Source organism: Martelella limonii (genome assembly GCF_013344475.1).
Classification (GTDB): Bacteria; Pseudomonadota; Alphaproteobacteria; order Rhizobiales; family Rhizobiaceae; genus Martelella; species Martelella limonii.
In genome coordinates this window covers 476522-492078 of the sequence record NZ_JABUOU010000001.1, presented here as the reverse complement: position 1 = coordinate 492078, position 15557 = coordinate 476522, and the positions used below count along the sequence as shown (strand labels likewise).

17 protein-coding genes are annotated in these 15557 nt (G+C 62.4%); 14 read left to right on the top strand and 3 right to left on the bottom strand.

The genetic code is table 11. The features are described from left to right. Window positions 1–156 precede the first annotated feature (156 nt). From HPQ62_RS02350 to HPQ62_RS02340, 3 genes are all read left to right on the top strand, one after another. Window positions 157–801: a GntR family transcriptional regulator gene (locus tag HPQ62_RS02350; RefSeq protein WP_244629520.1), complete on the top strand. Its 645-nt coding sequence runs from the start codon at window positions 157–159 to the stop codon at window positions 799–801. Between the two features lie 314 nt (window positions 802–1115). Beyond that, window positions 1116–2657 (top strand): GMC family oxidoreductase, encoded by a 1542-nt coding sequence (locus HPQ62_RS02345; protein WP_174800890.1) that lies wholly within the window; start codon window positions 1116–1118, stop codon window positions 2655–2657. A gap of 22 nt (window positions 2658–2679) precedes the next feature. Continuing rightward, window positions 2680–3060, top strand: coding sequence for a carboxymuconolactone decarboxylase family protein (locus HPQ62_RS02340; RefSeq protein ID WP_174800889.1), 381 nt, complete (start codon window positions 2680–2682; stop codon window positions 3058–3060). Between the two features lie 101 nt (window positions 3061–3161). Here the strand turns inward: HPQ62_RS02340 and HPQ62_RS02335 are convergent, their stop codons facing one another. After that, complete coding sequence (locus HPQ62_RS02335) at window positions 3162–3833, bottom strand: GntR family transcriptional regulator (RefSeq protein WP_174800888.1); 672 nt, start codon at window positions 3831–3833, stop codon at window positions 3162–3164. A 195-nt stretch (window positions 3834–4028) separates the two neighbouring features. On the opposite strand from HPQ62_RS02335, the gene HPQ62_RS02330 reads away from it, so the two are divergent. The 11 genes from HPQ62_RS02330 (at window position 4029) to HPQ62_RS02280 (ending at window position 13959) form a co-directional block, all read left to right on the top strand. Then, complete coding sequence (locus HPQ62_RS02330; RefSeq protein ID WP_174800887.1) at window positions 4029–4859, top strand: alpha/beta fold hydrolase; 831 nt, start codon at window positions 4029–4031, stop codon at window positions 4857–4859. Window positions 4860–4899: 40 nt separating this feature from the next. Beyond that, entirely contained in the window at window positions 4900–6039 is a 1140-nt protein-coding gene (locus HPQ62_RS02325) for an FAD-dependent oxidoreductase (RefSeq protein ID WP_174800886.1), read from the top strand. A 36-nt stretch (window positions 6040–6075) separates the two neighbouring features. Then, complete coding sequence (locus HPQ62_RS02320) at window positions 6076–6666, top strand: amino acid synthesis family protein (protein ID WP_174800885.1); 591 nt, start codon at window positions 6076–6078, stop codon at window positions 6664–6666. A 26-nt stretch (window positions 6667–6692) separates the two neighbouring features. Further along, entirely contained in the window at window positions 6693–7148 is a 456-nt protein-coding gene (locus HPQ62_RS02315; protein ID WP_174800884.1) for a YbhB/YbcL family Raf kinase inhibitor-like protein, read from the top strand. 70 nt (window positions 7149–7218) lie between these two features. Further along, complete coding sequence (locus HPQ62_RS02310; protein WP_174800883.1) at window positions 7219–7953, top strand: class II aldolase/adducin family protein; 735 nt, start codon at window positions 7219–7221, stop codon at window positions 7951–7953. Window positions 7954–8062: 109 nt separating this feature from the next. Next, window positions 8063–9676, top strand: coding sequence for a GMC family oxidoreductase (locus tag HPQ62_RS02305; protein WP_174800882.1), 1614 nt, complete (start codon window positions 8063–8065; stop codon window positions 9674–9676). A gap of 64 nt (window positions 9677–9740) precedes the next feature. Beyond that, window positions 9741–10199, top strand: coding sequence for a hypothetical protein (locus HPQ62_RS02300; RefSeq protein WP_174800881.1), 459 nt, complete (start codon window positions 9741–9743; stop codon window positions 10197–10199). Window positions 10200–10224: 25 nt separating this feature from the next. After that, window positions 10225–11145 (top strand): 5-formyl-3-hydroxy-2-methylpyridine 4-carboxylate 5-dehydrogenase, encoded by a 921-nt coding sequence (fhmpcd1, locus tag HPQ62_RS02295; protein WP_174800880.1) that lies wholly within the window; start codon window positions 10225–10227, stop codon window positions 11143–11145. Then, window positions 11142–11669 carry a TRAP transporter small permease gene (locus HPQ62_RS02290; RefSeq protein WP_174800879.1) on the top strand — a complete coding sequence of 176 codons (528 nt, stop codon included), beginning with the start codon at window positions 11142–11144 and terminating at the stop codon, window positions 11667–11669. Before fhmpcd1 ends, HPQ62_RS02290 begins: the two co-directional genes overlap by 4 nt. Then, window positions 11666–12937 (top strand): TRAP transporter large permease, encoded by a 1272-nt coding sequence (locus tag HPQ62_RS02285; RefSeq protein WP_174800878.1) that lies wholly within the window; start codon window positions 11666–11668, stop codon window positions 12935–12937. The genes HPQ62_RS02290 and HPQ62_RS02285 overlap by 4 nt, the downstream gene beginning before the upstream one ends. A gap of 14 nt (window positions 12938–12951) precedes the next feature. Continuing rightward, entirely contained in the window at window positions 12952–13959 is a 1008-nt protein-coding gene (locus tag HPQ62_RS02280) for a TRAP transporter substrate-binding protein (RefSeq protein ID WP_174800877.1), read from the top strand. Window positions 13960–14148: 189 nt separating this feature from the next. Here the strand turns inward: HPQ62_RS02280 and HPQ62_RS02275 are convergent, their stop codons facing one another. Then, window positions 14149–14649: a ferritin-like domain-containing protein gene (locus tag HPQ62_RS02275; protein ID WP_174800876.1), complete on the bottom strand. Its 501-nt coding sequence runs from the start codon at window positions 14647–14649 to the stop codon at window positions 14149–14151. A gap of 271 nt (window positions 14650–14920) precedes the next feature. Then, window positions 14921–15394, bottom strand: a complete 474-nt coding sequence (locus HPQ62_RS02270; RefSeq protein WP_174800875.1) for a DUF4188 domain-containing protein — start codon at window positions 15392–15394, stop codon at window positions 14921–14923. Window positions 15395–15557 lie beyond the last annotated feature (163 nt).

Sequence of the window (15557 nt, the reverse complement as noted above, 5' to 3'; positions counted from 1 at the left end):
ACACGTCAAGCAGATTGTCTGTCATTCTTTCATTCTTATGAGTTGACAAGAAGGCATTCACACGATCAAATTTGCCTGTCATTGCCCAATTCGCTTCCGGTAATTCCCGGTTTCACGAGGTATCCAGAAATGCCGCCAGACCTGGATTTACGAGTCTTGCCGCGCACGGTGCAGCAGGAGACGGTCGAGAAGCTCCGGCTTGCAATTTTCTCCGGCGTTTTCGAACCGGGAAGCCGTCTGATCGAGAGCCAGCTGTGCGTGCAGCTCGGCATCAGCCGCCCTTCCCTGCGGGAAGCCTTGCGCAGCCTGGCGGCCGAACGCCTGATCGATATCGTGCCGAACCGGGGCCCTTCGGTGCCCGCCCTGACATGGGAAGAGGTTACAGCCATCTACGAGGTCCGCGAATTGCTGGAAGTCGAGGCGGCGGGACGCTGTTCGCAGAGGATTTCCGAGGCGCAATTGCAGGCGCTCAGGAACGCGCTTCATGCCTTCGAAAAGGCTGCTTCGAGCAAGGACAGCCTGGCGCGGGTCACCACAGCCGCGGACTTCTATTCAGTCATTCTCGCAAATTGCGGAAATCCGATCCTGGAGGAAATCCACCGGGGTCTGGTCGCCAGAATCAGCCTTTTCCGCTCGCGCTCGATGTCGCTGGAAGGGCGCGCTGAAAAGAGCCTCGCAGAGATGAAGGAAATCTACGAAGCCATCGTCGCAGGCGATGAAAAAGCTGCCAGGAAAGCCTCGAAAAAGCACATCCTGGAGGCGATGGCAGCGACGAAGAGATCCATGGATGGCGGGAGCTGAGGCATTTCAAGGGAAAGTGCCAACACGGTTTTCCGTCCTGAATTGCTTGAAGGCCTTCGGGGACAAGGGATGGAGGACGAAGTCTCTCCAGTCCGACGCAGGCAATAACACATAGCCAGGGCAGCTTCGGTCATCCGGTTGCGACCGGAACTGTTCGCGCCTCCGGCACCATCGCCCTGGCCCAATCAAGAGGGGATCGCCATGACATTCGAAACCAGACAGTGCGTGGGCCGCATGCCAGCGCCATCCGTCACTGGTGCGCCGCGCGCGCGCAACGACGGCTCCAGCGCAGCCAGCGCCGAAAGGGCGTGGCAATGACCGGCGATCATGCGATGGAACGGGCGTCTGCCGACGTGATCATCATCGGCGGCGGTTCCGCCGGCAGTCTGCTCGCTGCCCGGTTGAGCGAAAATCCCGCGCGCAGCGTACTGCTGGTCGAGGCCGGCGAGGAAGCCTCCGACCCCGATATCTGGGTGCCCTCGGCCTGGCCTGCGCTTCAGGGCCGCGCCTATGACTGGGACTACCTCACGGAACCGCAATCCGGAACGCATGGCAGGGTGCACCATTGGGCGCGAGGGCGTCTGATCGGCGGATCGAGCTGCCTGCATGCCATGGGCTACATGCGCGGGCATCCTGAAGACTATCAGGCATGGGTCGATGCGACCGGCGACAGCCGCTGGAGCTGGAACGCGCTTCAACCGGTCTTCGAGGCGATCGAAGACCGGCCTGACAGCGAGGATGGCGGCCCCCTCCCCATCTACATGCCGGACGAAGAGGTAAGCCCACTCACCCGCGCATTCATCGAGACCGGCGTTTCGCTCGGCCTGCCGCGGCTTCCGGACCACAATGATGGCCGGATGGTCGGTGTCACGCCCAACTCCCTGAACATCCGCGACGGACGCCGCGTCACGGTCGCGGAAGCCTGGCTGACGCCGGAGGTGCGCCAACGCGACAACCTCAGGATCATCACCGGATTGCGGGCTCGTCGGCTGGTCATGGACGGCAGCCGTGTTCACCTGATCGAATGCGCCGGACCGCAAGGCTCGGTCGCCTTATCTGCCGATCAGGTCATCCTGTGCGCTGGCGCTCTGGAAAGCCCTGCCCTGCTGATGCGCTCCGGCATCGGACCGAAGGACGTGCTCGATGCCGCGTCCGTCGATTGCCTGATCGACATGCCGGGGATCGGCCGCAACCTGCAGGATCATCTTTTGGGCGCCGGCAATCTTTATGCGACCCGTAAACACCTGCCCGCATCGCGCCTTCAACACTCCGAATCGATGGCTTATATGCGGGCCGATGACTTTGCCGCCACGGGACGGCCCGAAATCGTGGTCGGCTGCGGGGTCGCGCCGATCCTGTCCGAATGCTTTCAGGCACCCGCCCCGGGAACCGCCTATTCGTTGCTGTTCGGCGTCACCCACCCGACCAGCCGTGGCAGCCTCAGCATCAGCGGACCGGACCTCAGCGACCGGCTGATCATCGACCCGGCCTATCTGCAGACCGGCCATGACCGCGACATGTTCCGCAAGGCTCTCGCGGCGGCCCGGGCGATCGGACAATCGGACGGGCTTGCCGAATGGCGCGATCACGAATTGCTCCCCGGCCCGCTCGGAAGCAGGGAAGAGATCGACGCTTTCATTGCGAAGGCAGCCATTACCCATCACCACCCCTGCGGCACCTGCAGGATGGGCAGCGGCGACGATGCCGTCGTCGATCCGGATCTTCGGCTTAAGGCGCTCGACAACCTTCATGTGGTCGACGCCTCCGTCATACCCAGCCTGACGGCCGGTCCGATCCACGCCGCCGTCCTTGCAATTGCCGAGAGCTTTGCCCGCGCGATAACCTCAGCCGACTGAGAGAAGAAGAAGGGACAATCAGATGAGCGTTTTTGACGAAGACCTGTTCTTGAAGGGCCTTGAGCAGCGCAAAGCCACGCTCGGCGCCGATTATGTCGAGAAGAACCTTGCGGCTGCCGACGATTTCACCCGGCCATTCCAGGAGGCGATGACGGCATGGTGCTGGGGATTTGGCTGGGCGGACGATGTGATCCCCCCAAAGACACGCTCGATGATGAACCTCGCCATGATCGGCGCGCTCGGCAAGATGCATGAATGGGAGCTGCACTGCCAGGGCGCAATCAACAACGGCGTATCCAAGGAAGAAATCCGCGCCATCATTCATGTGGTCGCGATCTATTGCGGGGTGCCTCAGGCGCTTGAGTGCTTCCGTGCGGCGCGCAAGGTTCTGGAGGACCAGTGAGCAGCACTATTTTCGCCCGAAACAGGGCAAGGCGAGGCTGAAAATCAGGCAAGGCGCACGTTTTTGCGCCATGATCGGGCCGCTTCAGAAGGCCGGAAAAGTCAGGCCTCGTCCTCCATCGCATGTTTGGCGGCCGCCTTGGCGCGGTGCAGATGGTGCTTTGCCGCCTCCCGCGCACCCGCTTCGTCACCCGCCGCGATCGCCCTGTAGATGTCGCGCATCTCGTGGAGGCTGTCCAGCGCGCGACCATTGAGCGACATGGAACGACCGCGAAAAAAGCTGATCCGCGCCACAAGCCCGCGATGGACTTCCTCGAGGATCGCGTTGCCGCAATTGGCCAGAATGATCGCGTAGAATTCAGCCGCCGTGGTCACCAGTTCGAGGCTGTCACCGCTTTTCTGGGCGCGTTCGAATGCTTTCAGCGCCCTTTCCAGCTCCTTGACCTGATCGGGTTTGATCCGTTCGGCGCAACGCCCCACCGCCACGACTTCCAGCATTTCGCGCACATCGTAGATCTCGGTTGCTTCCTCCCAGGAAAGCTTGGGAACGAAGGGACCGCGGTTCGGAATGATCTCGATCAGACGCTCCGCCTGTAGGCTCCGCAACGCCTCGCGCAAGGAAGGACGGCTGATCCCGAGCTGGGCGCAGAGCTGGCTTTCAACCAGGCGGCTCCCTGGCGGGAACACCCCTGCAATGATGGCCAGCCTGAGCTTTTCAATCGTCTGCTGCTGTACGGTTCTTGGCGTGATCCGGAGATTCAGACCAGAGTTCATCGCGTTTCCTTAAGGCTCTTCAAATTCAAATCCCTTGGCTTTTTCTACACGAACGGGCGCGCAGAGGATAGCACGGGCCATGTTCCTGTCTGTAATAATTAACGGCTGAATGTCTTACAATCTTATTGACAGCTAATAACGGGCATGGTTCCCTGACGCCATACAAACAAATAAAAACGTCAAGGGAACCTCTAAATGGCGGAAAGCCCCACCCTCAGTCGCTATGAAGTGCGCCGCATCGACACAGGCCGCCTCACCCTGAACGTGCGCATCGGAGGCAGCGGCCCGCTCATGCTGTTCTTCCACGGGATCACCGCGAACTCGGCCGTTTTCGGTCCGCTGATGGCAGCCTTTTCTGACCGGTTCACGACGGTGGCGGTGGACCAGCGCGGCCATGGGCATTCGGACAAGCCGCAAACCGGCTATGACGCCGCTGACTATGCAGACGACATCGCATCGCTGATCGAGACGCTCGACATCGGCCGCGCCATCCTGGTCGGACACTCGCTCGGATCGCGCAACGCCGTCACCGCCGCCGCACGCCGTCCCGAACTGGTGCGCTCGGTCGTCGCCATCGACTTTACGCCCTTTATCGAGGATGAGGTCTTCGCCTCGCTCTCCGCACGGGTGAACGCGGGCGACCAGGCCTTCGCCGATACCGATGCCGTCGCCGCCTATCTCGCCAATCGCTATCCGAACATTCCGGCTCCCGCCATTCGCGTTCGCGCCGAAAGCGGCTACGCCCAAGCGGCAGACGGCCTGCGCCCCCTCGCCTCGCCATCCGCCATGGCGCAGACGGCCGAGGGCCTGCGCGCAGACCTCGCCCCGGCTTACCGCGATGTGGCCCGCCCGGTCCTGATCATGCGCGGCGCGAACAGCAAGCTTGTCTCCGCTGACGCGCTTAAGAAGACCCATGCCTTGCGCCCGGACCTGCCGATCGTCGTCGTGCCTGGCGCCGATCACTACGTGAACGAGACCAATGCCGAGGTCACGATTGGCGCGATCCGCAATTTCATCGACGGCTGAGCTGTCGCCGTACCGAATAAGAACCAACAGGAACAGTGAAATGGTCAGCATCAACAAAACCACCGGCAAGACACGGGTCGCGCAGGTTGCGGGCGGCGGTTTTTCCGGCCTCACGGCCGCCATCGCCCTGCGCCAGAACGGCTGGGACGTGGTCCTTCATGAACGAAGCCCGGAACTGCGCGCATTTGGCGCGGGCATCTATCTCTGGCACAATGGCCTGAGGGTTCTGGAAGGCATCGGCTGCCTGAATGAGGTTCTCGAAGACTCCTTCACGCCCCCGGCCTATGAGACCTGGATGCACAACAAGACCGTGTCGAAGGAGACGTTCAACGGTCTGCCGTGGCGCATCATGACCCGCGCCCATCTGCACGATGCGCTCGCAAACCGCGCCCGCGAGGTCGGCGTCGATATCCGCACGAATTCCGAGGCGGTCGGCGCGGAGGCTTCCGGCACGCTGAAACTCGCCTCGGGTGAGGTGCTTGAAGGCGATCTGATCGTGGGCGCCGACGGCGTCGGCTCCAAGGTCCGCGATTCCCTCGGCTTCGAGCAGGAACGCTGGGGTGCGACCGACGGCATCATCCGCCTGATCGTGCCGCGCCACAAGGACAAGCTCGGCCATGGCGAATGGGACAACACCATCGACATGTGGAACCACTGGCCGCGGGTGCAGCGCATCCTCTACTCCCCCTGCAACGACCGGGAGCTCTATCTCGGCCTGATGGCGCCTTCCGCAGATCCGCGCGGTTCGCGCGTGCCGCTCGATCTTGAGGTCTGGATGGAAATGTTCCCCTTCCTCGAACCCTGCCTGGTCGACGCCGCCAAGATCAAGGACGCGCGCTACGATACCTACCAGACCACCAAGCTCGAGACCTGGTCGCGCGGCAAGGTCGCCCTCGTCGGCGATGCCGCCCACGCCATGTGCCCGGCGCTGGCGCAGGGTGCCGGCTGCGGCATGGTCAATGCCTTCACCCTCGCGCAGGACGTCGAGAAGGGTCACACGCTCGAAGATGCGATTGTCGATTGGGAAAAATCGGTGCGTTCGATCACCGACCTCACGCAGAAGCTGTCTGCGGGTCATGCTGCCAACCGCACCATGTCCTATGGCAACGGCTTTACCCCGGAAGCCCTGACCGCCGCCCGCTTCGACCCGATCAACCGCGTCTACTCGTGGCCCCAATAAAAGCAACAGCCCCCATCATCTCTACAGGAGACATTCATGAATTACTCTAGCCAGGTCGAAAATGACTACGAGGTCCGCGGCTGGTACGGTGCGACCCAGGAAGTGCTGCACGATGGCGGCGATGCAACGGCGCCTCTGGTCAAGGCCGTGGCGGCTGTCATCATCAAGAACCCCTATGCAGGCAAGTTCGTGACAGACCTTTCCGCGTTGACCGGTCCCTCCGCATCCATCGGCTATGCGCTTGGCGAACGCGCTGTCGCCCTGCTCGGCGGTCGTCCTGTCGAAAGCTATGGCAAGGGCGGCATCGCAGGCGTTGCCGGCGAGCAGGAACATGTCGTGGCCTGTGTCACCACCGTTTTTGGCGATCCGCTGCGCGAGGCCGTCGGCGGTGGCGCTGCCTGGATATCGTCCGCCAGCAAGGTCGCCTCGGCAGGCACCGCCATCGATATTCCGCTCGCCCACAAGGACGAGCTCTATATCCGCTCCCACTATGACGCCTTCACCTTCGTCGCGCCGGACGGCCCGCGTCCTGACGAAATCCTGATATGCGTCGCAGTGGCGACCGGCGGCCGCGTGCACCAGCGCGTCGGCGGAAAAACCACTGCAGACCTCAAGGCCACAGCCTGACGCCACCAAAGTTTGAAGGAAACAACATGCCCCTGAAAATCAAAGACCTGAAGATCACCTCCTCCGATTTCGCTCCGCTTGCGCGCCTTGCCGACAAACACGCCGGCGACAAGGGCAATGTGCTGCCGAAGCTTTCGGTAAGCGGCGTGCCGGACGGCGCGAAGGAGCTGGCTGTGATCTGCCATGATCCGGATGCCCCTCTCGCACATGGTTTCACCCACTGGACGGTCTATGGCATCGATCCCGGAACCACCGACCTTTCGGATGCGCAGGAGAAATTCCGCGTGGGACCCAATGGCGCCGGAGACATGCAGTATTATGGACCGCAACCGCCGGCCGGCCACGGCGACCATCACTACTACTTCTGGGTCTATGCGCTGGATACAAATGTCGAGGGCACGCCCACGCGCGAAGAATTTCTCAACACCTATGCGGACAATATCATTGAGCAGAACCGGATCGTCGGTCTCTATTCCAACTAAACGGCGCATTCGCCGGCGTGGTCCCGCCCAGGGTCACGCGGCGACCGCTCTTCCACAGGAGACCTGAACAATGTCTGAAACAGCAACAGCGCGTGATACCGCGATCCAGGAACTGGTGATGGCCACACGGATTCTGGTGAACGAGGGCATCATGGATGTCTTTGGACATATCAGCGCCCGCGACCCGGAAAACCCGAACCAGTTCCTGCTGCCGCAAAAGCTTGCACCCAACACGATCACGACCTCCGACATCCAGACCCTGACGCTCGATGGCGAGACAACGGACAATCGGCCCTCCTATCTGGAGCGCTATATCCATAGCGAGATCTACAAGGCCCGCCCGGATGTCATGTGCGTCCTTCACACGCATTCGCCGGCCGTCCTGCCCTTCAGCTTCATCGACACGCCGCTGCGTCCGGTCACCCATATGGGCGCCTTCCTCGGAGAATCCGTGCCGGTCTACGAGATCCGCGACAAGCAGGGCGATGACACCGACCTCTTCGGCGGCAGCCCGGATGTCTGCGCCGACATCGCCGAAAGTCTCGGCAGCGCGCCCGCCGTCATCATGGCCCGTCACGGGGTCGTGAATGTCGGGACCTCGATCCGGCAGACCGTCTTCCGCGCCTTCTATCTGGAGCAGGAAGCCAAGGCCTACACGATCGGCCTTCAGATCGGAAACATCAAGCACATGACGAAGGGCGAACTCGAAGCCGCAGGCAACCTGGTCGGCGCGCAGATAAACCGCGGCTGGGACCACTGGTCCTCTGCCGTGCGCCATCTCGGCCTGGCCCAGGACCTCGCCTGAAAAATACCGGCGGAAGGCGCAGCCAAGGGCCTGATGGCCCAGCGCCTTCCGCCGACCAGCACTCGTAAAATGGATCGGGCCGGACGCTCTGGTTGCAAGGAAGATCGCCATGTCGCACGCTGAAACCTATGACTACGTCATCGTCGGAGCCGGCTCCGCGGGCTGCGTGCTGGCCAACCGCCTGAGCGAGGATCCGTCCGTGAGCGTGCTTCTGCTCGAGGCCGGCGGCTGGGACCGCGATCCGATGATCCATATCCCTCTCGGCTGGGGCAAGATATTGACCGAGCGCCGCCACGACTGGATGTATTTCTGCGAGCCGGAGGAAAATGTCGGCGGCCGCGCCGTCGAATGCGCCCGCGGCAAGGTGATCGGTGGCTCGTCCTCCACCAATGCCATGGCCTATGTCCGCGGCAACCGTGGTGACTACGATCGCTGGGCGGCATCTGGTCTCTCGGAATGGTCCTATGAGAAAACCCTGCCCTATTTCAAGAAAACCGAAAGCTGGGAAGGCGGCGAAACCGCCTATCGCGGCGGCTCGGGCCCGGTATCGACCCAGCGCTGCCGCTACCAGGATCCGCTGACGGAAGCCGTGGCCGAGGCGAGCCGGGAGGCGGGCTACCCCCAGACCGAGGATTACAATGGCGAAACCCAGGAAGGTTTCAGCCGTCTGCAGATGACCATCGGCAACGGCCGGCGCGCCTCCACCGCCAATGCCTATTTGCGTCCCGCCATGAAGCGACCGAACCTCACTGTTCTGACCCACGCCATGGCTAGGAGCATTACCTTCGAGGGCACGCGCGCCACCGGTCTCACCTTCGATCACAAGGGCAGCGAGCGCCGCGTCACAGCAAAACGCGAGGTGCTGCTTTCGGGCGGCGTCATCAACACGCCGCAGCTCATGATGCTCTCGGGCCTTGGCGCCGCCGACGAGTTGCAGGCGCAGGGGATAGAGACCCGCGTCAATCTTCCGGCCGTCGGCAAGAACCTTCAGGATCACGTCTCGGTGCTGATCATGCACCACCGCAAGACGCCCGGCCCCTTCCTCCACAAGATGCGCGCCGACAGGATCATGATCGATTTCGCGAGAACCTATCTGACCGGCAAGGGCTTTTCCGGCGATGTGCCGGGCGGCGTCGTGGCGTTTCTGAAGAGCGATGAAAACCGCCCGCTGCCCGATATACAGCTACTGTTCACCGCCGCGCCGCTTGCCGCATGGCCATGGTTCAAGCCGTTCAAGCAGCCCTTCCGCGACGGCTTTGCCACCCGCATCGTCGCGGTCCAGCCCGAAAGCCGGGGCGCGGTCAAGCTCGCCTCCGCCGATCCTCTCGCCGCACCGCTCATTCACCAGAATTTCCTTGCCGCCGAGAACGATTGGAAGTCGCTGCGCGCCGGCTTCCGGGTCGGGCGCACGCTCGCTGCCCAGCCAGCCATGGCCAACTATATCGAAACCGAGTTCTTTCCCGGCGCCAGATGCCAGAGCGACGAGGAGATCGACGAGCATATCCGCAAGACCTCGATCACCGTCCACCACCCCGCAGGCACCTGCCGGATGGGCGTGGACGAGGCGTCGGTCGTCGATCCCGAACTCAAGGTGCGCGGCATCACGGGGCTGCGCGTCGTTGACGCCTCGGTGATGCCCGACCTGCCCTGCGGCAACATCAATGCCGCCGTCATCATGATCGCCGAGAAGGCGGCAGACCTCATCAAGGCCGATCAAACATGACCCACTGAAAATAAGGACCACAGGACAAGAAGCGAAAACGCCGGTCTGGTCAAAACGCATAGAGGTGAACAAAAATGAAATTCCGGACTTCAGCAGTCATTTTGCTGCCCGAGGCGCGCTATGCGGGCTCGGCAGCGACCGCCCGCGACCTGCGCAGCCGCCCGTCCTCCACATCGATGTGATGTCGATGCTGACGCCTGCGGTGGCGCTTGCCTGGCTGAACGCAGCCAGTGCCGGCGGGAGCGATCTTTGGTGCGGCCGCGCCGAAGCGACCACGCGCGCCCCGGCCGCCGCTCCGGTCCGCTTCACCATTTCTCCGAACCGCCGCCCCGGCGGCTTAGCCGCGAAATGTTCACGCGCGCCCGGCACCGTACGCGGTCATCTGACACCGCCGGTGTTCGTTGATGAGACCGGCATACCATCCATCATCGACGCTGCCCCGCCGAGCGCCCTCGTCGCGAACGCTCCGTTTCTGAGGCGCGCCGCCAATAGCAGACAACCAGACCGGCGCTGCCGGTCCTGATCCCTCAACCAGGAAAGAGAAAACCATGAAGAAGATCGCAATCATCGGGTTGGGAACCATGGGACCGGGCATGGCGGCGCGGCTGGCGCGCGGCGGCTTGAAGGTCACCGCATATGACATCGCGCCTTCGGCGCTCGAGCGCGCCTCCGCCATGATCGCGACCGCCAACGCCGTCCTCGACACGCTCGGCATCGCCGCGACGGAGGATAACCCCGTGACGCTGACGAGCGATCTTGCCGAGGCCGTCGCCGGCGCCGACCTCGTGATCGAGAACGTGCCCGAAAAGCCCGAGATCAAGGCGAGCGTCTACCGCCAGATCGACGCCCTGATCGGCCCCGACGTCATCGTCGCCTCCGATACGTCCGGCATTCCGATCACCAGCCTTCAGGCGCACATCTCCAATCCCGCCCGCATGGTCGGCATGCACTGGTCGAACCCGCCGCACATTATTCCGATGATCGAGGTGATCGCCGGCGCCCACACCGCGCCCGAAACCAGCGCGGCGATCAAGGACCTGATCCGCTCGCTCGGCCTCCTGCCTGTGACAGTCAAGAAGGACGTGCCGGGTTTCGTCGAAAACCGCGTGCTCTACGCCCTGCTCAGGGAGGTGATCGATCTCGTCGAACAGGGCGTGGTCGATCCCGAGGACATCGACACCTGCGTTTCCTGGGGGATCGGCTACAAGCTCGCGGTGATCGGCCCGATGGCGCTGCTGGATATGGCCGGGCTCGACATCTACCATTCCGTCTCGAGCTTCCTCAACGCCGATCTTTCCAACCGCAAGGACGTGCCGGAGATGGTGAGCAACAAGATCGAGGCTGGCACGCTGGGCCTGAAATCGGGCAGCGGGATCTATGACTATACGCCCGAAAAGATCGCCGAGCTCCAGAAAAGCCGTGCTGCAAAGCTTGTCGCGATCCGCCGCATCCTGGAGGACAGGGCATGAGCGGGGAAGACCAGTCCGCCCCGGAAACGGCAAGTGCGGGCAACGGCCTTACCCGTGCGCTCCAAACCGGTCTCGGCATCATTCTTCTGGTCGTGGTCGCCATCAATGTGCTCAACGCCGGCAGCCGTTACCTGTTCGGCATCTCGCCCGTTGGCGCCGACGAATTGATGATCTACCTGATCATCTGGATCACGATGATCGCTGCGGTCCTGTCATTTTTCACCCGCACCCATATCAGCGTCGATCTGGTGCCGCTCTACACGCCGAAACATGCCCGCCATGTCTGGTACATCCTCCACGATCTGATCGCGATCTTCGCCTGCGCCTTCGCAACCCATGCATCCTGGCTCTTCATCGCCAAGATCAACCGGATCGGTGTGACCAGCATGGGGCTTGGCATTCCCATGACGATACCGCACGCAGCCCTGCTCTTCGGCTTTGCCGGATTGACCATTGCAGGTGCCGTCATGCTCGTCGTCGACCTCATGGCACTGATCCGAAAGGCCCCGGAGACCCGCCCATGATCTTCGCCTATCTCGTCCTGCCCGTCCTGATGGTCGCCATCGGCACGCCGATCTTCCTCGTCTTCCTGACGGTGGTCGCCGTCGCCATGCTGTTCTTTCTGAAAATACCGCCGGCGGCACTTCAGCAGGTCATGTTTGGCGGGCTGGACAATTTCGCCCTGCTGGCGATCCCGTTCTTCGTCTTCGCAGGGCAGCTGATGAGTTCGAGCGGCATCGCCAACCGGCTGATCGCCTGGGCGATGGCGATGGTCGGAGGGGTTCCGGGCAGTCTCGGCGTCTCCACCGTCGCCGCCTCCACTGCGCTCGGCGCAATCTCCGGCTCCTCGGTCGCGGCCGTCGCCGCGCTCGGCAAGACGCTTTATCCAAAGCTGATCGCCGCGGGCTACGGACAACGCCGGGCCGGCGGTCTCCTCGCATCCGCCGGCGCCATCGATATCGTCATCCCGCCGAGCATCGCCATGATCCTCTACGGCATGGCCGCCGAGCAATCCATTCCGCGGCTCTTTCTCGCAGGCGTGCTGCCGGCCATCCTCATGGCAGTTCTTCTGGCGCTGTTCGTGATCGCGGATGCCATCCGCCGTGACATTCCCTCCGAAACCGCGTTCTCCTTCAGCGCCGCCGCCAAGGCGACCCGGGATGCGTTCTGGGCGATCCTGATGCCGGTCTTCGTGCTCGGCGGCATCTATCTCGGCGTGTTCTCCCCCTCGGAGGCGGGCGGTTTTGCCTGCTTCTATGCCATCATCATCGGCGTCTTCGTCTACCGCACGATGACGCTGCGCGACGTCGTCAATGCAGCCGGCACGGCGGCGGTGCTTTCGGGCCAGATCCTGATCCTCGTTGCCGCCGCAAGCGTCATCACCTGGATCTTGACCACGCAGGGTGTGCCGCAGGCGATCATCGGCTGGATCACGGCCATGGAGTTGTCCCCCGTGACCTTCCTGCTGGCGGTGAACCTGCTGCTGCTCGTCATCGGCGCGTTTCTTGACCCGACCTCCGCGATCCTCGTGCTCGCGCCGCTTCTCGCACCGATCGCGATTTCGCTCGGCATCGACCCGATCCATTTCGGGATCATCATGACCGTCAATCTCGCCATCGGCATGTTCACCCCGCCCTTTGGCCTGAACATCTTCGTGGCGCAGCAGGTGACCGGCCTGCCCGCGCATACGCTCTATCGCGGGGTCGCGCCGTTCGTGGTCGTCCTCGTCATCGCGCTCCTCATCATCACCTATGCTCCCGCCCTCTCCCTGACCCTTGCCCAACCTCGCTGAAAAAGGACACAGACATGATACCGAAACGCCTCAAGACCGCAGCCTTAGCCACCGCGCTGACGCTGAGCTCACTTCTGACCGCTCAGGCCCAAAGCACGATGAAGCTCGCGACCGCGACCATCAACGATGTCCAGCATGAATGGATCAAGGTCTTCGCCGACGAGCTCGCAGAGCGCGCGCCCGGCGCGGTGACGACCGAGATCTACCCGGCCTCGCAGCTCGGCGCGATCCCGCGAATGTCCGAGGGCGTGCTTCTGGGCACGATCGAAGCCTTCACGACCCCGACCTCGTTCATGTCGAACGTCGATCCGCGCTTCCAGGCGTTCGACGTGCCGGGCCTGTTCACCTCGCCGGAAGATGTCCATGCGGTGCTTTCGAACCCGGAATACCGCGAGCATCTCGAAACCATGTTCCTCGACAAGGGGCTGCGCGTCATCGGCGCTTTCTACAACTCGCCGACCGTTCTCTTCACCATGGAGGACGTCAAGACGCTTGAAGACGTCAAGGGCCTCAAGATCCGCACCTTCGCATCGCCGCTCCAGATCAAGCCGATGGAACAGCTCGGCGCCATTCCCCTGCCGCTCGCCCTTTCCGAAGTCATCCCGCAGCTCCAGTCCGGCGGGCTCGACGGCATGCTGGTCGGCGTGCCGATCCTGACCGCATTCAAGTATTATGACGTCGGCAAATATATCCTAGACCTGCATTTTGCCGAGGTGGTCTCCTTCACCGTGGTGAACGAGGACTGGTTCCAGATGCAGAGCGAAGACACCAAGGCGGCGATCATCGCGGCCGGCCGCGCCGCCGAGGAAGCGGTCTATCCGTGGGGCGTCGAGAATGTCGGCCGCTCCTATGCCGTCTGGACCGAAAATGGCGGCGTGATTACCCAGCTTCCGCCCGAAGAACAGAAACAGATGGAAGAAGGCTTCGCGCAACTGGCGTCCGAACTGCTGGAAAGCCAGCCGGAGGTGAAGGCCGAGTATGAGACGCTTCACGGCCTGGTCGAGGCCTCCAAAGCCAACTGAACGCCTGATTGTTCGGAAAGGCCTGGACCCGCCCCGATCATGCAAGCCTTGATCGGGGCATTTTTCTGCCCCGATGGCGATCCGGACGCCCAGCCCCATCGCGCACGGGGCCGCCGAGAAAGAGATCCAGATAGGAAAAGGGGCCGCGCGATCTCTCGCACGGCCCCATGTGACGGTTGCATCAGAGGTTCAGGAGGCAGCCTGCTTGTTGACGCCGCCCTTGGTCGCGATCTCCGTCATGCGGCGGTCACCGTCATAGGTACGATCGAGGCACTTGTTCAAGATCGCCGCGTCGCTGTCCAGGCCAAGGCGGTTGGCGAAGGCGGCCAGCGTGCCGTAACCGGCCAGTGCGTAATGCACCATGCGCTGGTATTGCGGGATGATGGCGGCGTCGCGGACGTCGGCGTCCGTGATCTCATCGGACAAGCCATGCGCGCGCGCTTCCTTCACCAGGCCTTCCATACCCTTGCAATGCTCGGCATTGGGCTTGATGCCATGTTCGTTGCACAGCCTTTCTATCTCGGCGATCCCGTCGGCAATACCGTTGGAGCCGTCGATCAGCGCCTCGGACAGTTCCTTGTCCTCTGCCGCGCGGCCCAGATCGTTGACGACGGGCAGGCACTGGGTGTTGGCGCTCCAGATATCCTGCAGCTGGTCGAGGTAAATGTCTTTGAGCGAGTTCATGGCCATGTGGGTCTCCTCTGTTCTGGTTATACCCCCAACGGCCAGCGCACTGGAAAGTTCCTCTGACCGGCACGGCTCGCCCGTATCGCCCGCTTTCGCGATCCGGTCTGGATAAGGGAAAACCACCCTCCCGTTTCCTGAACACCGCGCAGGCCTTCGACACTCTGATCTTCAAAACCGGACCCCGCCACTATACAGGGCCGATGCGGCAATGAATGCGAAACTGCGCGCATTCACCATGTACGGGAAAATCGAATGCTGATGCCTTGCGACCGGCTCACCGTCCCAGCCGTGTTCGAGCCTCACTCCGGTTTCCGGTTGCGGGCAGCAGTTGCGAAGCCTTGCCCAGGCCGAAAGGCGGCATACCCGAATAAACAGTCTCGTATTGCCCAGCCTTCACCAGATAGGTTTCATGCCAGATCCCAACGTCGCCTCTGCTGGCTTTCATACGCTTGTTGAAGGCCACCCATGCCGGAAAATGCGCATGATCATTTGAGCGGGCATACCGCTCAAGATGGTCGAAACTCCGCCAATACTGGAGGGTTACGCCGAAACCGACACTGGTTGCGCCCAGAAAACCAGTCTCCGTTGCGGGCAATGCGTCGAGCTCCTTCAACATCTTCGGCATCGCCATGGCAGCGGGCACCCACTTGTGGAGCTTGAGCGGCTTGTTGATTTTCATGCCAATGAGGAAGACGATAAAATCACCCTCCAAATGGGCCGTCATTCGCTTGTCGTTCACGTCGGACATGTTCTGGCTCCAGCTGTTTCGCTGCATGTCTGCAACACTAGGCTTATCTGTGTTGGCGGGCAAACAAACCGATTGAGCGACAGCGATCAAGGACAAGCCCGACCTTTACGCAGCCGTTCGATCGTTTCAGTCCCAGATAGCATGTCTGCGCTCATCCCGCCTG